This is a genomic window from Pseudomonas sp. WT-JTC, assembly GCF_056711565.1.
The window spans coordinates 309,255-326,998 of sequence record NZ_CM160042.1 but is presented as its reverse complement, the minus strand read 5'-3'; the positions used below and the strand labels follow the sequence as shown (position 1 = coordinate 326,998).

General features: G+C 59.6%; 21 protein-coding genes and 1 tRNA gene. 13 read left to right on the top strand and 9 right to left on the bottom strand.

What is annotated here, in order from left to right; translation table 11 throughout:
* Positions 1–6 precede the first annotated feature (6 nt).
* The 6 genes from hisF to AC06G5_RS01450 form a co-directional block, all read right to left on the bottom strand.
* A complete protein-coding gene (gene hisF / locus AC06G5_RS01475) occupies positions 7–777 on the bottom strand; it encodes an imidazole glycerol phosphate synthase subunit HisF (RefSeq protein ID WP_007897430.1) in 771 nt (256 codons plus the stop codon).
* A 9-nt stretch (positions 778–786) separates the two neighbouring features.
* Entirely contained in the window at positions 787–1,524 is a 738-nt protein-coding gene (hisA, locus tag AC06G5_RS01470; RefSeq protein ID WP_413703727.1) for a 1-(5-phosphoribosyl)-5-[(5-phosphoribosylamino)methylideneamino]imidazole-4-carboxamide isomerase, read from the bottom strand.
* Positions 1,525–1,566: 42 nt separating this feature from the next.
* Positions 1,567–1,827 (bottom strand): DUF2164 domain-containing protein, encoded by a 261-nt coding sequence (locus AC06G5_RS01465; RefSeq protein ID WP_413423413.1) that lies wholly within the window; start codon positions 1,825–1,827, stop codon positions 1,567–1,569.
* A complete protein-coding gene (gene hisH / locus AC06G5_RS01460; RefSeq protein ID WP_007989198.1) occupies positions 1,828–2,466 on the bottom strand; it encodes an imidazole glycerol phosphate synthase subunit HisH in 639 nt (212 codons plus the stop codon).
* Positions 2,466–3,059 (bottom strand): imidazoleglycerol-phosphate dehydratase HisB, encoded by a 594-nt coding sequence (gene hisB / locus AC06G5_RS01455; RefSeq protein ID WP_003186751.1) that lies wholly within the window; start codon positions 3,057–3,059, stop codon positions 2,466–2,468. Before hisB ends, hisH begins: the two co-directional genes overlap by 1 nt.
* Before the next feature lie 283 nt (positions 3,060–3,342).
* On the bottom strand, positions 3,343–5,007 hold the full coding sequence (locus AC06G5_RS01450) for an OFA family MFS transporter (protein ID WP_413423415.1): 1,665 nt from the start codon (positions 5,005–5,007) through the stop codon (positions 3,343–3,345).
* A gap of 230 nt (positions 5,008–5,237) precedes the next feature.
* Between AC06G5_RS01450 and AC06G5_RS01445 the strand changes: the two genes are divergently transcribed.
* From AC06G5_RS01445 to AC06G5_RS01425, 5 genes are all read left to right on the top strand, one after another.
* Positions 5,238–5,642 carry an acetyl-CoA sensor PanZ family protein gene (locus AC06G5_RS01445; protein ID WP_413423417.1) on the top strand — a complete coding sequence of 135 codons (405 nt, stop codon included), beginning with the start codon at positions 5,238–5,240 and terminating at the stop codon, positions 5,640–5,642.
* A gap of 78 nt (positions 5,643–5,720) precedes the next feature.
* Positions 5,721–7,952 (top strand): AsmA family protein, encoded by a 2,232-nt coding sequence (locus AC06G5_RS01440; protein WP_480458903.1) that lies wholly within the window; start codon positions 5,721–5,723, stop codon positions 7,950–7,952.
* On the top strand, positions 7,949–9,016 hold the full coding sequence (mutY, locus tag AC06G5_RS01435; RefSeq protein ID WP_413423421.1) for an A/G-specific adenine glycosylase: 1,068 nt from the start codon (positions 7,949–7,951) through the stop codon (positions 9,014–9,016). Before AC06G5_RS01440 ends, mutY begins: the two co-directional genes overlap by 4 nt.
* Positions 9,013–9,285, top strand: a complete 273-nt coding sequence (locus AC06G5_RS01430; RefSeq protein ID WP_413423423.1) for an oxidative damage protection protein — start codon at positions 9,013–9,015, stop codon at positions 9,283–9,285. Before mutY ends, AC06G5_RS01430 begins: the two co-directional genes overlap by 4 nt.
* A gap of 103 nt (positions 9,286–9,388) precedes the next feature.
* Positions 9,389–9,464: transfer RNA gene (locus AC06G5_RS01425), tRNA-Phe, on the top strand.
* A 139-nt stretch (positions 9,465–9,603) separates the two neighbouring features.
* On the opposite strand, the gene AC06G5_RS01420 is transcribed toward AC06G5_RS01425, so the two are convergent.
* Positions 9,604–10,053, bottom strand: a complete 450-nt coding sequence (locus tag AC06G5_RS01420) for a carboxypeptidase regulatory-like domain-containing protein (RefSeq protein WP_413423425.1) — start codon at positions 10,051–10,053, stop codon at positions 9,604–9,606.
* 254 nt (positions 10,054–10,307) lie between these two features.
* Between AC06G5_RS01420 and AC06G5_RS01415 the strand changes: the two genes are divergently transcribed.
* From AC06G5_RS01415 to vapC, 6 genes are all read left to right on the top strand, one after another.
* Positions 10,308–11,366, top strand: coding sequence for a PDDEXK nuclease domain-containing protein (locus AC06G5_RS01415; RefSeq protein WP_480458902.1), 1,059 nt, complete (start codon positions 10,308–10,310; stop codon positions 11,364–11,366).
* A 68-nt stretch (positions 11,367–11,434) separates the two neighbouring features.
* Entirely contained in the window at positions 11,435–12,397 is a 963-nt protein-coding gene (locus AC06G5_RS01410; protein ID WP_480458901.1) for an alpha/beta hydrolase family protein, read from the top strand.
* A gap of 38 nt (positions 12,398–12,435) precedes the next feature.
* Positions 12,436–12,852: a hypothetical protein gene (locus AC06G5_RS01405; protein ID WP_368556556.1), complete on the top strand. Its 417-nt coding sequence runs from the start codon at positions 12,436–12,438 to the stop codon at positions 12,850–12,852.
* 6 nt (positions 12,853–12,858) lie between these two features.
* Positions 12,859–13,308 carry a hypothetical protein gene (locus AC06G5_RS01400; RefSeq protein ID WP_413423431.1) on the top strand — a complete coding sequence of 150 codons (450 nt, stop codon included), beginning with the start codon at positions 12,859–12,861 and terminating at the stop codon, positions 13,306–13,308.
* A 163-nt stretch (positions 13,309–13,471) separates the two neighbouring features.
* A complete protein-coding gene (vapB, locus tag AC06G5_RS01395) occupies positions 13,472–13,702 on the top strand; it encodes a type II toxin-antitoxin system VapB family antitoxin (RefSeq protein ID WP_413423433.1) in 231 nt (76 codons plus the stop codon).
* Positions 13,702–14,109, top strand: coding sequence for a type II toxin-antitoxin system tRNA(fMet)-specific endonuclease VapC (gene vapC / locus AC06G5_RS01390; RefSeq protein WP_480458900.1), 408 nt, complete (start codon positions 13,702–13,704; stop codon positions 14,107–14,109). The genes vapB and vapC overlap by 1 nt, the downstream gene beginning before the upstream one ends.
* A gap of 70 nt (positions 14,110–14,179) precedes the next feature.
* On the opposite strand, the gene gabP is transcribed toward vapC, so the two are convergent.
* Together gabP and AC06G5_RS01380 are read right to left on the bottom strand one after the other, a co-directional pair.
* A complete protein-coding gene (gene gabP, locus AC06G5_RS01385; protein ID WP_413423437.1) occupies positions 14,180–15,571 on the bottom strand; it encodes a GABA permease in 1,392 nt (463 codons plus the stop codon).
* A gap of 157 nt (positions 15,572–15,728) precedes the next feature.
* A complete protein-coding gene (locus AC06G5_RS01380; protein WP_413423439.1) occupies positions 15,729–16,019 on the bottom strand; it encodes a hypothetical protein in 291 nt (96 codons plus the stop codon).
* A 115-nt stretch (positions 16,020–16,134) separates the two neighbouring features.
* Between AC06G5_RS01380 and AC06G5_RS01375 the strand changes: the two genes are divergently transcribed.
* Together AC06G5_RS01375 and AC06G5_RS01370 are read left to right on the top strand one after the other, a co-directional pair.
* Positions 16,135–16,908 carry an ABC transporter ATP-binding protein gene (locus AC06G5_RS01375; protein WP_007972784.1) on the top strand — a complete coding sequence of 258 codons (774 nt, stop codon included), beginning with the start codon at positions 16,135–16,137 and terminating at the stop codon, positions 16,906–16,908.
* Between the two features lie 13 nt (positions 16,909–16,921).
* On the top strand, positions 16,922–17,668 hold the full coding sequence (locus AC06G5_RS01370; protein ID WP_111286715.1) for an ABC transporter substrate-binding protein: 747 nt from the start codon (positions 16,922–16,924) through the stop codon (positions 17,666–17,668).
* The last annotated feature ends 76 nt before the right edge of the window (positions 17,669–17,744 follow it).

Here is a 17,744-nt window from a genome sequence, read left to right as displayed (position 1 = left end):
GTTTGTTTAACGCATCACGATTCCGCGATGAGCCATATAGGCTTTTGCTTCCTGCACGGTGTATTCGCCAAAGTGGAAAATACTCGCCGCCAATACCGCACTGGCGTGGCCTTCAAGGATGCCGTCGGCCAGGTGTTGCAAGTTGCCGACACCGCCGGAGGCGATCACCGGAATGCCCAGCGCATCGCTGATGGCGCGGGTGACACCCAGATCGAAACCGTTTTTCATGCCGTCCTGGTCCATGCTGGTCAGCAGGATCTCACCGGCACCCAAGCCTTCCATCTTCTTCGCCCACTCAACCGCGTCGAGACCGGTTGGTTTGCGACCGCCATGGGTGAAGATTTCCCAGCGCGGGGTTTCACCCGGCCCGGAAACCTTCTTCGCGTCGATGGCAACCACGATGCATTGCGAACCGAAATGCTGCGCGGCTTCGCCGACAAACTCCGGGTTGAACACCGCGGCGGTGTTGATCGAAACCTTGTCCGCGCCGGCATTGAGCAAGTTGCGGATGTCCTGCACGGTGCGTACGCCGCCGCCCACGGTCAGCGGGATGAACACCTGGCTGGCCATGCGCTCTACGGTGTGCAGCGTGGTGTCGCGGCCGTCGACACTGGCAGTGATGTCGAGAAAGGTAATTTCGTCGGCACCCTGCTCGTCGTAGCGACGGGCGATTTCCACCGGGTCACCGGCGTCGCGGATGTTTTCGAATTTCACACCCTTGACCACCCGGCCGTTATCCACGTCCAGGCAAGGGATGATGCGTTTGGCCAGCGCCATGGTCAGTCCTCAGCCTTGGTACGAGTCGCAGAAAGCTTGCGCTTCGGCGACGTCGAGAGTGCCTTCGTAGATCGCCCGGCCGGTGATCGCGCCGATGATGCCCGGCGCCTTGGCGTCGAGCAGCGACTTGATGTCACCCAGGTTGTGAATACCGCCGGAAGCGATCACCGGAATCCTGGTCGCAGCAGCGAGCGCGGCGGTGAACGGTACGTTGCAGCCCTGCATCATGCCGTCTTTGGCGATGTCGGTATAAACGATCGAAGACACGCCGTCGGCTTCAAACTGTTTGGCCAGATCGATAACCTGCACGGTGCTGATTTCAGCCCAGCCATCGGTCGCAACAAAACCGTCCTTCGCGTCGAGGCCGACGATGATCTTGCCCGGGAACGCACGGCAGGCCTCAGCGACGAATGCCGGATCCTTCACCGCCTTGGTGCCGATGATCACGTAGCTCACGCCGGCTTTCACGTAGTGTTCGATAGTTTCCAGGGAACGGATACCGCCGCCGATCTGGATCGGCAGGTTCGGGTAGCGCTTGGCGATGGCGGTGACCACTTCGCCGTTGACCGGCTGGCCCTCGAATGCGCCATTCAGGTCGACCAGATGCAGACGACGGCAACCGCCCTCCACCCACTTGGCAGCCATGCTCACCGGGTCATCGGAGAACACTGTGGAATCTTCCATGCGGCCCTGGCGCAGACGTACGCAGGCACCGTCTTTAAGATCGATAGCGGGAATAATCAGCATCTGGCAAACCTTCAAATTTGAATGTTCAGCTTGGCTCGGAAATCAGTTTTTCTCGAGCGCCCACAGGTCGCTTTCGATGCTTTCGAACCTCTCTTTGAGGTGCGCCTGCACATCGAAAATCGCCCTGTTGTAATAGTGCGGAGCAATTTCGCGGGTAAACAGCTCAAGAATTTCGGCCGCTTCGAACGAACCCAGGTCCAGTTCGAAGCGATCCTCCATGAACCGCTTGATCTTGCGATTGGCCTCGCTCTCCTGTTCAGGAGTGAGGGTCAGGATCGGCGGCTTGGTTTTCTTGGCGGCCATTTACCAGCGACCGTCCCACGCGGCGAAGTTCTGCAGCAGCTGCAGGCCATGGGTATGGCTTTTCTCCGGGTGGAACTGCACGGCGAAACGCGAGCCTTCGGCCAGCGCCGCGGCGAAGTCGACACCGTAGTGACCGCCACCCACCACCTGCCGCGCGTTGGCGGCAGCGATGTAGTAGCTGTGCACGAAGTAGAACCGCGCCAGGTCCGGGATGTCGTGCCACAGCGGGTGACTCACCTTCTGCTTCACTTCGTTCCAGCCCATGTGCGGGACTTTCAGGTGTTCACCGTCCTCGACCAGATCCTTGCCGAAGAACTTCACCTGGCCCGGAAACAGACCGATGCAGTCGACGCCGTCGTTCTCTTCGCTGGTGTCGAGCAAGGCTTGCATGCCCACGCAGATACCAAGGAACGGACGGTCCTGGCTGACTTCACGTACCAGCGAATCGAAGCCGAGGCGACGGATCTCCGCCATGCAATCGCGAATGGCACCCACGCCGGGGAAAACCACCCGGTCGGCCTCGCGAATCACGTTCGCATCGCTGGTGATCAGGACCTTGCCGGCACCGACGTGCTCGAGGGCCTTGGCCACCGAGTGCAGGTTGCCCATGCCGTAATCGATAACCGCGACTGTCTGCATTACAGCACGCCCTTGGTCGAAGGCATTTGCCCGGCCATGCGATCATCGAGCTCGACGGCCATGCGCAGGGCACGACCGAAAGCCTTGAACACGGTTTCGATCTGGTGGTGGGTGTTGTGCCCACGCAGATTGTCGATGTGCAAGGTGACGTTGGCGTGGTTGACGAAGCCCTGGAAGAATTCCTGGAACAGGTCGACGTCGAAGCCGCCGACGGTGGCACGGGTGTACGGAACATGCATCTGCAGGCCCGGACGGCCGGAGAAGTCGATCACCACACGCGAGAGTGCTTCATCGAGCGGCACGTAGGCGTGACCGTAGCGACGGATGCCTTTCTTGTCGCCGATGGCTTTGGTGAAAGCCTGGCCGAGGGTGATACCGACGTCTTCCACGGTGTGGTGGTCATCGATATGCAGGTCGCCCTTGCTGACAATATCCAGGTCGATCAGCCCGTGACGGGCGATCTGGTCCAGCATGTGCTCAAGAAAAGGAACACCGATATCAAATCGGGCCTTTCCGGTGCCATCGAGGTTGATCGAGGCTTTGATCTGGGTTTCCAGAGTGTCGCGCTCGACAGACGCCTTACGTTCGGCCATCACCAGCTCCGCAAAATCATTGGGCGAAAAAGGCAACCATTATAGGGGCGCGGGCGCCAAACAGAAACACGAGAGGTGATATGGCTGACGGAATGAATCCGGGGGTGTCGGCGATGTACATGTCCATACAAGCGACCTGGAAAGAACGCAAAACAAATGTGGGAGCGGTGGTGCGGCAATCCGACTTGCTCGCGAAGAGGCCGTCACATTCAACATTTGTGTTGACTGACACACCGCCTTCGCGAGCAAGCCCGCTCCCACAGGTTTTGCATTTACCTTGGTGTCAGTGGAACAGCACTGCTGTTTTTTGCAATGTCACCCACACACCCCACGCCAGCGGAATGCCCACCACCAGCCACGCCGCAACCGCCAGCGGCTTGGTGCCGGCAGCCGCTTTCCACTCCAGCACGGTACTGCTGTCAGCACCCTTGTCATGACCCAGCGCCTGTTCGGCGGCCAGTTCGGCGTCGGTCATGAAGTACTTGTCGGCCACCGGACGCACCAGCAGATTGCACAGGAAACCCAGCACCAGCAGGCCGGCGAGGATGTACAGGGTGATGTCGTATGCCGCTGCGCGCTCGACGCCGATGCTCAATTGATACTCACGCAGGTAGTTCACCAGCACCGGACCCAGCACGCCGGCGGCAGCCCAGGCGGTCAGCAGACGACCGTGGATCGCGCCGACCATTTGCGTACCGAACAGGTCCGCCAGATACGCCGGAACGGTTGCAAAGCCACCGCCATACATCGACAGGATGATGCAGAACGCCGCCACGAACAGCGCGACGCTGCCCAGATGACCAAGGTTCGGAATCAGTCCGTACAGGGCAAAACCCAGGGCGAAGAACACGAAGTAGGTGTTTTTGCGGCCCAGGTAATCCGAGAACGAAGCCCAGAAGAAACGTCCGCCGATGTTGAACAGGCTCAGCAAACCGGTGAAACCGGCAGCGATGGCGGCGATCGAAGCCAGTTGCGAGGCGTCGAGCTGACCGAACGCCAGGTCATTGCCCAGCAATTTGCCCGCGAACACTTCCTGCAACAGCGGCGACGCCATGCCGAGGATACCGATACCGGCGGATACGTTCAGGCACAGCACCAGCCACACCAGACGGAATTGCGGCGTCTTCCAGGCCACATTCACGTGAACATGACGATGAGTGATCATCGCGTTCGAGGCTTTTTTCACCGGGGCGGTCCAGCCTTCGGGCTTCCAGCCGGTTGGCGGAACGCGGTAGGACAGCGCGCCACCGATCATGAACACGAAGTAGATCGCGGCCATCACCAGGAAGCTCTGCCACACGCCGACACTGGTTGGCGAAGCGAAGTGCCCCATCAGCGCCGCCGCCAGCGGAGCGCCGACCATTGCGCCGCCGCCGAAGCCCATGATCGCCATGCCGGTCGCCATGCCGCGCTTGTCCGGAAACCATTTGATCAGGGTCGACACCGGCGAAATGTAGCCCAGGCCCAGGCCGATACCGCCAATGACCCCGGAGCCGATCCACATCAGCCAGATCTGGTGGGTATACACCCCCAGCGCCGAAATCAGCAGGCCGCCGCACCAGCACAGAGCCGATACGACGCCGGCCTTGCGCGGTCCGGCATGTTCCAGCCAGCCACCCCAGATGGCGGCCGAGCAACCGAGGAAGATGAAGAACAGCGTGTAGATCCAGCCGAGCATCGAGATCGGCCAGTCACACTGAGACGAAAAGACTTGTGCGATAAAACTCATGTCTGGCGCGCAGGCTGCCGGAGCGGTGATACCCAGCGCCTTGGACAGCGGCAGCCAGAACACCGAAAAGCCGTAGGCCATGCCGATGCACAAGTGGATGGCCAACGCGGCCGGTGGTACCAGCCAGCGGTTGAAACCGGGCTTGGCGATGATCCGCTCCTTGGACAGGAACGCAGGCTGGCTGGCACTGAAGCCGTCCGCCGTGATGCTCGTAGTCATTGTGTTTCCCCCAATTATCAGTAGGGTTCGCCAGCCATGGTCCACCCCCGGCCTTTATGCACGCAGGCATGACCGTTTTTTTCGGGGGACGCCTTGTTGTGCGACAACAGGTCGCAGAAGGACGGACGAACGGGCAAAGGGTACCATCTGCAAGTGACAGAAAAACCAAACTGACATCACCTTTTGTACGTTATCTGACCTCTTTCACCCATGACCTCACAGGAATCACCATGCCGATCATCGTCGAGTCGCTGAATCAAGCCACGTCCCAGGATCGGCAGGATCTGCAGAAGATCTACCGCGACGCTCCAGAATGGTTGTTCGCCCCGTTTTCCGGGGAAGCGCAGTTGATCGAAGACTGTTTGCGCGACGGCACGCTGATCGCCGGGCGCTTCAATGATCGCCTGCTGGGCGCGGCCCGTTTGCAAAGGCACCAAGAGGCCTGGTACTTGTCACAAATTTGTGTGCGAAAAATTACCCGTCGCCGTGGTGTTGCCGAGCGACTGGTGGCCGAAGCCCGGAAAATGGCCGAGCAATCGGGCGTGACCCTGCGCTTGCTCGCACCTGCCGGGCACCTGGAGGCACAAGCACTGGCCGCCAAGCTGAAACTGCCGCTGGATGTACTGCCGCAGTGATCGCTGACCGGTCGTCTATCCGGTGGCGCTATACTCCTCGGCTAAATTTTGAATTCGACTATCTACAAGGACTCGCCCATGAAAGCGTTCGGCAAAATCCTGGGTCTGGTACTTCTCGGGCTGTTGCTGATCATTGTGGCGCTGGGCTTTGCCCTGACCCACCTCTTCGATCCCAACGACTACAAAGACGAGATTCGCCAGATTGCCCGCGACAAGGCCCACATCGAGCTGACGCTCAATGGCGATATCGGTTGGAGCCTGTTCCCGTGGCTGGGCCTGGAGCTGCACGACGCCAGTGTCGCGACCATGGTCAAACCGACCGAACCGTACGCCGATTTGCAGATGCTCGGCCTGTCGGTGCGCGTCCTGCCGCTGCTGCGCCGTGAAGTGCAGATGAGCGACGTGCGCGTCGAAGGCCTGAACCTGCGCCTGAACCGCGACAAGGATGGTCACGGCAACTGGGAGGACATCGGCAAGGTGCCTGCTACGGCCAAGACCGACGCCACCAGCACCCCGCCAGCCGCTATCGAACCTGCGCCCGAAGCCAGCGTCGCGGCGGAAAAACCGCCTCAGCCGATCCGTCTGGACATCGACAGCCTGACCGTGAACAACGCACGGGTTGAATACACCGACGAACGAACCGGCAAGAGCTTCAGCGCCGAAAGTATTCAGTTGAGCACCGGCGCGGTTCACGACTCCGTCAACATTCCGCTCAAGCTCACAGCTTTCCTGTCAGCCAACCAGCCGGCACTGCGGGTTCGCACCGAGCTCAATGGTGAGGTGCGTATCGCACGTGCACTGCAGCGTTATCAGTTCGAAGACATGAAGTTGTCCGGTGAAGTGACCGGCGATCCGCTGCAAGGCAAGACCATGACGTTCTCCGCCCAGGGCCAGCTGGTGCTGGACAAGGCCGCCAACGTGGCCGAGTGGACCGGTATCAAGATCTCCGCCAACCAACTGCGGGCACTGGGTGAACTGAAGGTCAACGACCTCGACAAGACCCCACAGGTCAGCGGCGGCATCTCGATTGCCCAGTTCGACCTGGCGAAATTCGTCGAAAGCATCGGCCAGAAACTCCCGGCCATGGCCGAAGGCAGCCTGAGCAAAGTCGAGCTGGTCAGCCGATTGGCAGCGACACCGACCAGCCTGGCGCTCGACAACCTCAACCTGAAAGTCGACGACAGCACCTTCAGCGGCCGCATTGCCGTCGAAGACTTCGCCAAGCAATCGCTGCGCGCTGTGCTCAAGGCCGACACCTTCAACGTCGATCGTTACCTGCCGCCAAAATCCGCCGAGGCCAATAGCGCCACGCAGGTACGCCAGGCCGAAGTCGCCAGCACCGAAGCCGATGCCCTGGCTGGCGCGGGCAGTACACCACTGCCACCCGCGCCGACCAAGGACGCGTGGAGCAGCGAGCGTCTGTTGCCAGTGGAACGCTTGAGCAAGCTCGATGTGGACGCCGACCTGACCTTCGGCCAGTTGACCCTGAAAAAACTGCCGATCCATAACGCTACGCTCAAGGCCACCGGCCAGGGCGGCCTGCTGACGCTGGCCAACCTGCGCGGCGATCTGTACGAGGGCAACTTCGAAACCGCTGGCACGCTCGATGTGCGCCAGCCAGTGCCGGCGCTGAACCTGCAGACGAAGATCAGCCGGGTACCGGCAGAAAAAATCCTCGAAAGCCAGGGCAAGAACCCGCCGGTCAAAGGCCTGGTCACGCTCAACAGCAGCCTGAGCGGCAATGGCAACAGCCAGAAAGCGCTGATCGAAACCCTCAATGGCAACGCCAGTATCGTCATCAACAATGGCATGCTGCTCAATGCCAACCTTGAGCAACAGCTGTGCAAAGGCATCGCCACGCTCAACCGCAAAACCCTCAGCGGCGAGCCGCGGGGCAAGGACACACCGTTCCAGGAACTCAAGGGCAACCTGACCTTCCGTAATGGCGTGGCCAGCAACCCGGACCTGAAAGTGCGCATCCCGGGCATGGCCGTCAACGGTAACGGTGACATCGATCTGCGAGTGCTGGGCATGGACTACCGCGTCGGCATCATCGTCGAAGGTGATACGAGCGCCATGCCAGACCCGGCCTGTCAGGTCGGCGACAAGTTTGTCGGTATCGAGTGGCCACTGCGCTGCCGCGGCCCGCTGGAGCTGGGCGCCAAGGCTTGCCGCGTGGATAACGAACGCATGAGCCAGGTCGCGACCAAGGTGGCTGGCGACAGGATCAGCGAAAAAATCGAGGAAAAATGGGGCGACAAAGTCGACCCGAAACTGAAAGACGCACTCAAGGAACTGTTCAAGCGATGAGAGCCGAGCAGTTTTCAACGGCGGTGCTGGACTGGTTCGACCGCCACGGCCGTCACGATTTGCCCTGGCAGCAGGACATCAACCCATATCGGGTATGGGTCTCGGAAATCATGTTGCAGCAGACCCAGGTCAGCACCGTGCTGAACTACTTCGACCGCTTCATGGCCTCGCTGCCAACGGTCGAAGCCCTGGCGGCGGCACCGGAAGACGAAGTGCTGCACCTGTGGACGGGCCTGGGTTACTACACCCGCGCGCGCAATTTGCAGAAGACCGCGAAAATCGTCGTCGAGCAGTACGGCGGCGAATTTCCCCGGGACGTGGAAAAGCTCACTGACCTGCCGGGCATCGGCCTGTCCACCGCTGGTGCGATTGCCAGCATCAGCATGGGGCTGCGCGCGCCGATCCTCGACGGCAACGTCAAACGGGTGCTGGCGCGCTTTACCGCGCAGGAGGGCTACCCCGGCGAGCCGAAGGTCGCGAAACAGCTCTGGGCCAACGCTGAGCGCTTCACACCGCACGACCGGGTCAACGCCTACACCCAGGCGATGATGGACCTCGGCGCCACGCTCTGCACCCGCAGCAAACCGAGCTGCCTGCTGTGTCCGCTGAAAAAGGGCTGTGAGGCGCACATGCTTGGCCTGGAGACCCGCTACCCGATCCCCAAGCCGCGTAAGGCCATCCCGCAGAAGCGCACGCTGATGCCGATGCTCGCCAACGCCGAGGGCGCCATTCTGCTTTACCGTCGCCCCTCCACGGGCCTGTGGGGCGGCTTGTGGAGCCTGCCGGAACTCGACGACCTCGACGATCTGCAGCACCTGGCATCGCAGCATTCGCTGGAACTGGGCACCCAACAGGCGTTGCCGAGCCTGGTGCACACCTTCAGCCATTTTCAGTTATCCATCGAACCCTGGCTGGTTCAGGTCCAGCAGACCGGCCATCACGTGGCCGAGGCCGACTGGCTCTGGTATAACCTCGCCACCCCGCCGCGCCTGGGTCTTGCCGCCCCGGTCAAGACCTTGCTCGAACGCGCGGCCGCCGTATTGAACGCAGGAGAGTCGTCATGACCCGCACCATCATGTGCCGCAAGTACAAAGAAGAATTGCCTGCCCTGGAGCGCGCACCGTTCCCGGGTGCCAAAGGCCAGGACATTTTTGACCACGTCTCGGCCAAGGCCTGGGCAGATTGGCAAAAGCACCAGACCCTGCTGATCAACGAAAAACGCCTGAACATGATGAACGCCGAAGATCGCAAATATCTGCAGGGCGAGATGGACAAGTACTTCTCCGGCGAGGATTACGCCAAGGCCGAAGGCTACGTTCCACCTGCTCAATAATTGATCAAAATCCGGGGTCGGCACGTAAGCAACGGTAATAATTAAATATTTTTTGAAAACTTGCTTGACGACCCCCTGAAAAACCCGTTTAATGCGCCCCGTTGCCCAGATAGCTCAGTCGGTAGAGCAGGGGATTGAAAATCCCCGTGTCGGCGGTTCGATTCCGTCTCTGGGCACCAAATACCGAAAACCCTGAATCGCAAGATTCAGGGTTTTTTTATGCCTGCGGGAAAGTGCAGGCCCCCAAACGCCCCTCCCCAGGAACCCTGAACTGCAAGATTCAGGGCTCACTTGCGCCCCATGGTTCAGAGCCTCTCGTCAACTCGCGTCCTTCCAGTGGAAAACCAGGCTACGGGCTGCACCGCTGCCAACATTGGCAACGTCATGCCGCGTTTCGCCGTTGCGCGTCGCAATGACCGTGTATTTACCGGCAGGCAGTTTCACGTAAACCAGCGGACCGGCGTCATTGAGCGTCAGCACGGTTTGCCCCGGGGCTTTCTGAATAACGACGCTCACGTCGGGAATGTATTCATTTTGCGATCCGACCGAGAACGTCATGTGCAGGTTATAGCCGGTGGTCTGCTGAATGGCCCTGGACTCATCCTCGCCGATACCGCCGGACAGGTAGGCGATGCCGTTTTGCTCCTGGCGCTGCACCTGCACGCCAGCGCTGTCGATTGGAGCAAGGCTGGCGGCGGGCGACATCGATGGAAACATCAACACGCCGACGGCGGTGAGAGGTAACAGGAGTGAATGGAGGGGTTTCATGATGACGCCTCCCGGGTTCTGCAGAACCCAATGGTTACACCCTTTGGATTTCCGGGTGGAGGGAGGGGTTTTAGATTGATTTGGCCTGAGTACGAAACGTACTACACCATTTGTTCCTCAGCCCTCGCCCGGATTTAGACTCGTCCTGCCGAAGAGCCCGGTATTTCCTGCCTGCTTTTCAGTAACTCCCGGCATCTTCGAAAGGTACTCACTGGTCATGCTCTTTCGCTGCTCAATCTGCTGCGGAAGACCTCATGACGGCCCTCACTCCCAACGACACTCACGACCCCTATCTCGCATCACTGCTTGGCAACCTTGGCAAATTGATCCATCAGGCACGTCAGAAAGCGCTTCGGGCGGTCGATACCGTTCAAGTGCAGACCTGTTGGCAGATCGGTCGGCACATCGTTGAGTTCGAACAGAACGGCGCGCGACGGGCGAGGTATGGCAAAGAGTTACTGTCGACCTTGGCAAAAGTGCTGGCTGAAGAATTCGGAAAAGGATTTGACGCCTCCAACCTTCGTTACATGCGTCTGTTCTATCAAGCCTTTCCAATTCGTGACGCACTGCGTCACGAATTGAGCTGGACCCACTACCGCCGCCTGCTTCGGGTCGACAACGACAGCGCTCGTCTCTGGTACATGAACGAATCAGCCACCCAAAACTGGTCAAGCCGCGCTCTGGAACGCCAGATCAACACACTGTATTACGAGCGCCTGCTGGCAAGCCGCGATCGCGGCAGCGTCAAGCAGGAGGCCGCTACCAACATTCAGAACATGAAAGCCAGCCCTCGGGAATTCATCCGTGATCCGGTGGTACTGGAATTTCTTGGTTTACCCAATGCCGGAAAGCTTCAGGAAAGCGAGATCGAACAAGCGTTGATCGAACAACTGCAAGGCTTCTTGCTGGAGCTGGGCAAGGGCTTCGCGCTCATTGCCCGCCAGCAACGCATCAGTACCGACAGCAAAGACTTCTACATCGATCTGGTGTTCTACAACTACCTGCTCAAGTGCTTCGTCATCTTCGATATCAAGCGCGGTGAACTGACCCATCAGGATGTGGGGCAGATGGACATGTACGTACGCATGTACGACGACCTGAAACGTGGCGTGGAAGACGGCCCCACTGTCGGCATCATTCTCTGTGCGCAAAAGGATGAATCCGTGGTGCGTTACTCGGTGCTTGAAGGAAACGAACAACTGTTCGCCAGCAAGTACAAGCTTGTCCTGCCAACTGAGGAGGAGCTCCGTAACGAGCTGGATCGGGAACGGGCGGCACTTGAAGAGCGGCTGCTCGATCAACCACTGCGTTGAGGCGAACGGATTGTTCATCAACGCCATGAAGACTATCGTTGGCAGCTACCCGCAAAGGTCTGACGCCAATGAATTTGCAGGACACGCCTTCACTGGCCCCCACTCCCGTCGAGTTGCCGCGGCCGACATCCACGCCCGGCGAACCGTTCAAGGAAACCGCCCCGGACGGCTTCATCCTCGGCGGCTTCACCTGGCGGCACCCTTCTCAGGACGCCGCTCGCCCGGTCGTTATCATCAATGCCGCCACCTCGGTCCGTTGCCGCCATTACTCGCGCTTTGCCGACTACCTGTTCGCCCACGGCTTCGATGTCATCACCTATGACTACCGCGGCATCGGCGAGTCGCGGCCAGGATCGCTCAAGGGGCTTCAAGCCTCGTGGTCCGATTGGGGCGCGCTGGATTTCGAGGCGATGCTCAGGCGCGCACAGCGCGAATTCCCCGGGCAGCCGATCAATGTGGTCGGCCACAGCTTTGGAGGCTGTGCAGCGGGCCTGGGAGCCTCCGGACAACTAATCCGGCGCCTGGTGACGGTCGGCGCACAATTCGCTTACTGGCGCGACTATGCGCCCGCTCATCGCTGGCGGCTGTTCGGCAAGTGGCATGTGGTGATGCCGCTGGTGACGATGCTGTGCGGCTACTTCCCCGGCAAACGACTCGGCTGGCTGGAAGACACACCTGCCGGTGTAGTCCGCGACTGGAGCACGCCCACCGCTCGCTACGAGAAGCGCCCCAGCGGCCAGGGCATCCATGTCAGAAACTTCGCTGCCGTCACCGCAAAAGCCCTGGCCATCAGCATCAGCGACGATCCCTATGGCACGATCCCGGCGATCGAACGCCTGCTCGCCTACTTCACCGGCAGCACAAACACCCACCTGCGCATAGCCCCCGAAGACATCGGCGAAAAAGAAGTTGGGCATTTCGCCTTTTTTCGCAGCGCATACCAAGCCACACTATGGCCCATTGCATTGTCCTGGCTGCAAAACGGCGAGCTGGCCCCCGGCACACCCGGGCGAACGGTGCCACGCAGCTGAGCCAACCGCCCCTTTCACCGAATTACGGAACAACACCCATGGCCTCCGCCAACAAACAGCAGAAACGCGCCTCCCGCGCCAAGGCCAAGGCCAAACAGAACCGCACCCAGCGGGCTGCCGCGCCGGTCGAACTGGACCCGAACGATGATCGCATCGACTTCGAATCGGTGGACCTGACCGAGCTGTTCAAGAAAATGATCGACGCCGAAAAGACCAGTCAGCAAGCCATGTGCACGGCCTTCCTCGAAGACCCATTGCTGGAACTGGTGTACGAGCAGGAAGGCGAAGAAGGCGCGATGGACTTCATCCTTGCCGCGCTGATCGAGTATCGCCAATGGTCCACTGAAACCGACGAGGCTGGCGCCCTGGCGTGGATCGAATCACCGGCCTTCCAGGCTGACTACGTGGCGGCGTCCGACGCCATTGCCGCGCAAACCCAACAGAAACCGAACTGAGTTCCCATGGCCTCCCTGAACAAGCAACAGAAACGCGCCAAGCGCGCAAAAGCCAAAGCCAAGCAAATCCGCATGGTCGGCCGTAAATCCCTGGCACTGGACAACGACCTGGATCTCCCGGAGCCGATCCCGGAATACACCCTGGCGATGTTCAGCAAAATGCGTGACGCGGAAGCCATCAGCCGCAGCGAAATGCTCTCCGTGCTGTTGACGAATCTGGCCTTCATCATCATCGACCATCCAGAACTGCTTGACATGGAAAACGCCGACGACGAAGGCATGGCCGCCACCCACCTGGCCGCCGACATGCTGATCGACTACCGCATGTGGGCCGACGGCATGGACCGCGACGCCGCCCAGGCATGGCTGACCGACCCGCAGTTCATTGCCGACTTCGGCGACGCACTGGACGTCTACCGCCAGACGCTGGATACGCCGGAAGAAAAAGCCGAGTAAAGGTTACGCCTCAAACAAAAACGGCCGCTTGTCATCACTGACAGCGGCCGTTTTATTTATTACGTGTAGGAGGACGCACATCCGCTGAAATGTATATCCCATTGACATATCCCACCTGGAATCTATCCTTTCTCAGTACTCATAATGATCCAGGAGGCTAAATATGGAGCAGACCACCCTTTTCATGAGCAACAGGAGTCAGGCTGTTCGCCTTCCAAAGGCCGTTGCGATGCCTGGCGACGTCAAGCGGGTGGATGTTATCGCCATTGGCAGGGCGCGCATCATCACGCCCGCTGGAGAAAGCTGGGACAGTTGGTTCGATGGAGAGAGCGTCACTTCAGACTTCATGAATGATCGCGAACAACCCGCCGATCAGGAACGTGAAGCGCTCTGATGATTAAATTCATGCTCGACACCAACATCTGCATTTTCACCATCAAGAACAAACCACCCGTCGTACGCGAGGCCTTCAATCGCCATCACGATCAATTGTGCATCAGTGCTGTCACGTTGATGGAGCTGATCTACGGAGCTGAAAAATCCGCAGCTCCCGAGAAAAACCTGGCGATCATTGAGGGATTTGCAGCCCGTCTTGAAGTCTTGCCTTTCGATAATGATGCTGCCGCGCACACCGGGATGATTCGGTCGGAGTTGGCGAAGGCAGGAACACCTATAGAGCCGTATGACCAAATGATTGCCGGGCACGCGCGTTCCCGCGGCTTCATTGTGGTGACGAACAACGTCAGGGAGTTTGATCGGATCCCGGGATTGCGCGTTGAAGACTGGGTTAATCCCGAGTAAGTCTGCCCCAGAAACCAAAACGGCCGCTTGTCATCACTGACAGCGGCCGTTTTGCGTTACGCGGTATGAATCAGTTCAACACCACCGCGCCACTTTTTTCCAGCTTGCGACGGCGAGCCACGATCAAGCCAGCTGCCACCACCAACACGCTGAGCAAACCGGTCGCGAGGATTTCCACACGATGGGCTTCCTGGAACAGCATGATGGTCAGGGCACCAACGATGAATGCGATCACCGCGTAGGTCAGGCCCGGGAACAGCCACATGCTGAAGACGATTTTCTCACCACGAGCCATACGCTGTTTGCGCATGCGCAGTTGCGAAATCGCGATCACCAGGTACACCAGCAGCGCGATGGCGCCGGAGCTGGCCAGCAGGAACTCGAACACCGCCGCCGGGGCCACGTAGTTGGCGAAGGTCGCCAGGAACGCTGCGCCAGTGGACAACATCACCGCCCAGTATGGCGTGCCGCTTTTGTTGGTGCGGGTGGACATGGCCGGCGCATCGCCGCGCTTGCCCAGGGAGAACAGCATCCGCGACGAGGTGTAGAGCGCCGAGTTCAGGCAGCTGGTCACAGCGACCAGTACCACGATGTCGACGATCATCTTGGCGTTAGGGATGCCCATGCGTTCAAGCACAGTCTGGTAGGAACCCAGGCTTGCCAGTACCGGGTCGTTCCAAGGCACCAGGGCTACGACGATGAAGATCGATACGAGGTAGAACAGGCCGATCCGCCAGATCACCGAGTTGGTGGCCTTGGAGATTTGCTTGCCAGGGTTCTTCGATTCCGCGGCCGCGATGGTCACGATTTCGGTGCCCATGAAGGAGAACATGGTGGTCAGGATGGCACCCAACACCGCGCCCATACCGTTTGGCAGGAAGCCCTGGGTGTCGAACAGGTGGGAAACGCCGCTGACCTGGCTACCCGGCAGGAAGCCGAAGATCGCCATGAGGCCCACAACAATGAAACCGATGATCGCCAACACTTTGATCAGGGCAAACCAGAACTCGAATTCACCGTAGTTCTTCACGCTGAACAGGTTGGTCACGGTCAACAGCATGGTGATGACCAGGGCGAAGGCCCAGATGTCCACACCAGGGAACCAGGCGTGCAGGATGGTCGCGGCGGCGTTGGCTTCCAACGGGATCACCAGGACCCAGAACCACCAGTAGAGCCAGCCGATGGTGAAACCGGCCCAGTGACCGATCGCGCGATCGGCATAAGTCGAGAACGAGCCGGTGTCCGGCGATGCAATCGCCATTTCACCGAGCATGCGCATCACCAACACCACCAGCATGCCGGCGGCAGCGTAGGCCAACAGCACGGCCGGGCCTGCGGCCGCGATGGCGTGACCCGAGCCGACGAACAGGCCGGCACCGATAACCCCGGCAATCGACAGCATGGTCACATGACGCGGTTTGAGCCCCTGTTCGAGGCCGTTAGAGCTTTGGGTACTGCTCATTGAAACTACCTTTGTAAGGAAAAGCGAATGCGTGCATCCCGTTTGGATGTCCTTCTTGTAAAAAGAAACCAACGGGGTGTTCCGGAATCTGCACGCAATAATTGCGCCAAAATGTTTCAAAAGCGTCTACCCCGGCGATTTCGACTCGACCGGACAGTCATCGCAAGCCCTTGAAATCAATGGCACTTTGCCAGAACGTTACCCTGCGACCCACTTTTTGAACGAAATTGCGCACCGGAAACACATCTAAAAACGACACGACGCACGATAAAAGTGCGGATCTGCCACGTTCGGCCGGATAGCGCTTCCAACCCCCCGCCAAAGCTGGCAACATCGCGCCCTTTTTTGCGACAGCCACCGCGCTTTTTATCGACAGGCAAGGTTCAAACGGCTGTTCGGTTGTTGATGGGGCGACAGTCTGCTGCGCCGATGCGACAACCTGCCACACGCCAGCCGTTTACCGTCCGTAGCGCTGTTGGCTGCCATTGAAACGCTATGCTAGGTTGGCCGCCTCGCCAGTAAGGCCGCCAACAGCAGGAGCGCAACATATATGAGGAACGCACATGGCTGAGGCCACGCCCGCGCTTGAAATCCGCAACTTGCACAAACGCTACGGTTCGCTGGAGGTGCTCAAGGGCATCTCGCTGACCGCCCGCGACGGCGACGTGATCTCGATCCTGGGTTCTTCCGGCTCCGGCAAGTCCACGTTCCTGCGTTGCATCAACCTGCTGGAAAACCCGCACCAGGGCCAGATCCTGGTCGCCGGCGAAGAACTCAAGCTCAAGGCCGCGAAGAACGGTGAACTGGTGGCCGCCGACGGCAAGCAGATCAATCGCCTGCGCAGCGAAATCGGTTTTGTGTTTCAAAACTTTAACCTGTGGCCGCACATGAGCGTGCTCGACAACATCATCGAAGCCCCGCGCCGCGTGCTCGGCCAGAGCAAGGCCGAAGCCATTGAGGTTGCCGAAGCCCTGCTGGCCAAGGTCGGCATCGCCGACAAGCGCCATGCCTACCCCGCGCAACTGTCCGGTGGCCAGCAACAACGGGCGGCGATTGCCCGCACCCTGGCCATGCAGCCCAAAGTCATCCTGTTCGATGAGCCGACCTCCGCGCTTGACCCGGAAATGGTCCAGGAAGTACTTAATGTCATCCGCGCACTGGCCGAAGAAGGCCGCACCATGCTGCTGGTGACCCACGAGATGGGCTTCGCCCGCCAGGTCTCCAGCGAAGTGGTGTTCCTCCACCAGGGCCTGGTAGAAGAGCAAGGATCGCCACAGCAGGTGTTTGAAAACCCGCTTTCGGCACGCTGCAAACAATTCATGTCCAGCAACCGCTAACGGAGCTACCCACATGCAGATGTACAAAAAGGTCTTCCTGGCTGCCGCTGTCACCCTGGCGTTCAGCGCCGGTGCCATGGCCGAAACCCTGAAGATGGGCATCGAAGCGGCTTACCCGCCGTTCAACAATAAAGATGCCAGTGGCAATGTCGTCGGCTTCGACAAAGAGATCGGCGACGCCCTGTGCGCCAAGATGAAAGTCGAGTGCACCGTGGTCACCTCCGACTGGGACGGCATCATCCCGGCCCTGAACGCCAAGAAGTTCGACTTCCTGATCTCCTCGATGTCGATCACCGACGAGCGCAAGCAAGCGGTGGACTTCACCGACCCGTACTACTCCAACAAGCTGCAGTTCATCGCCAAGAAAGACGTCGACTTCAAGACCGACAAGGATGCGCTCAAGGGCAAAGTGATCGGCGCCCAGCGCGCGACCCTGGCCGGCACCTGGCTCGAAGACAACATGCCGGGCGTTGAAACCAAACTCTATGACACCCAGGAAAACGCTTACCTCGACCTGACTTCGGGTCGTCTGGACGGCATCCTGGCTGACAAGTACGTCAACTACGAGTGGCTGAAAAGCGACGCTGGCCGTGGCTACGAGTTCAAGGGCGATCCGGTGGAAGAAAGCGACAAGATCGGTATTGCCGTGCGCAAGAAGGACCCGATCCGCGAGAAGCTGAACGCCGCGCTGAAAGAAATCGTCGCTGATGGCACCTACAAGAAAATCAACGACAAGTACTTCCCGTTCAGCATCTATTGATTCTGACCTGCCGGACCGACGCCGCCTTGTGACGGCGCCGGTCCCCGGCCTTGCCTGCCGCGATTTGAAAAGAAAT

Bases quoted from the DNA above. Each gene is read 5' to 3' on its own strand.
- hisF (WP_007897430.1), bottom strand. From the start codon at position 777: ATGGCGCTGGCCAAACGCATCATCCCTTGCCTGGACGTGGATAACGGC.
- hisA (WP_413703727.1), bottom strand. From the start codon at position 1,524: ATGCTGATTATTCCCGCTATCGATCTTAAAGACGGTGCCTGCGTACGT.
- AC06G5_RS01465 (WP_413423413.1), bottom strand. From the start codon at position 1,827: ATGGCCGCCAAGAAAACCAAGCCGCCGATCCTGACCCTCACTCCTGAA.
- hisH (WP_007989198.1), bottom strand. From the start codon at position 2,466: ATGCAGACAGTCGCGGTTATCGATTACGGCATGGGCAACCTGCACTCG.
- hisB (WP_003186751.1), bottom strand. From the start codon at position 3,059: ATGGCCGAACGTAAGGCGTCTGTCGAGCGCGACACTCTGGAAACCCAG.
- AC06G5_RS01450 (WP_413423415.1), bottom strand. From the start codon at position 5,007: ATGACTACGAGCATCACGGCGGACGGCTTCAGTGCCAGCCAGCCTGCG.
- AC06G5_RS01445 (WP_413423417.1), top strand. From the start codon at position 5,238: ATGCCGATCATCGTCGAGTCGCTGAATCAAGCCACGTCCCAGGATCGG.
- AC06G5_RS01440 (WP_480458903.1), top strand. From the start codon at position 5,721: ATGAAAGCGTTCGGCAAAATCCTGGGTCTGGTACTTCTCGGGCTGTTG.
- mutY (WP_413423421.1), top strand. From the start codon at position 7,949: ATGAGAGCCGAGCAGTTTTCAACGGCGGTGCTGGACTGGTTCGACCGC.
- AC06G5_RS01430 (WP_413423423.1), top strand. From the start codon at position 9,013: ATGACCCGCACCATCATGTGCCGCAAGTACAAAGAAGAATTGCCTGCC.
- AC06G5_RS01420 (WP_413423425.1), bottom strand. From the start codon at position 10,053: ATGAAACCCCTCCATTCACTCCTGTTACCTCTCACCGCCGTCGGCGTG.
- AC06G5_RS01415 (WP_480458902.1), top strand. From the start codon at position 10,308: ATGACGGCCCTCACTCCCAACGACACTCACGACCCCTATCTCGCATCA.
- AC06G5_RS01410 (WP_480458901.1), top strand. From the start codon at position 11,435: ATGAATTTGCAGGACACGCCTTCACTGGCCCCCACTCCCGTCGAGTTG.
- AC06G5_RS01405 (WP_368556556.1), top strand. From the start codon at position 12,436: ATGGCCTCCGCCAACAAACAGCAGAAACGCGCCTCCCGCGCCAAGGCC.
- AC06G5_RS01400 (WP_413423431.1), top strand. From the start codon at position 12,859: ATGGCCTCCCTGAACAAGCAACAGAAACGCGCCAAGCGCGCAAAAGCC.
- vapB (WP_413423433.1), top strand. From the start codon at position 13,472: ATGGAGCAGACCACCCTTTTCATGAGCAACAGGAGTCAGGCTGTTCGC.
- vapC (WP_480458900.1), top strand. From the start codon at position 13,702: ATGATTAAATTCATGCTCGACACCAACATCTGCATTTTCACCATCAAG.
- gabP (WP_413423437.1), bottom strand. From the start codon at position 15,571: ATGAGCAGTACCCAAAGCTCTAACGGCCTCGAACAGGGGCTCAAACCG.
- AC06G5_RS01375 (WP_007972784.1), top strand. From the start codon at position 16,135: ATGGCTGAGGCCACGCCCGCGCTTGAAATCCGCAACTTGCACAAACGC.
- AC06G5_RS01370 (WP_111286715.1), top strand. From the start codon at position 16,922: ATGCAGATGTACAAAAAGGTCTTCCTGGCTGCCGCTGTCACCCTGGCG.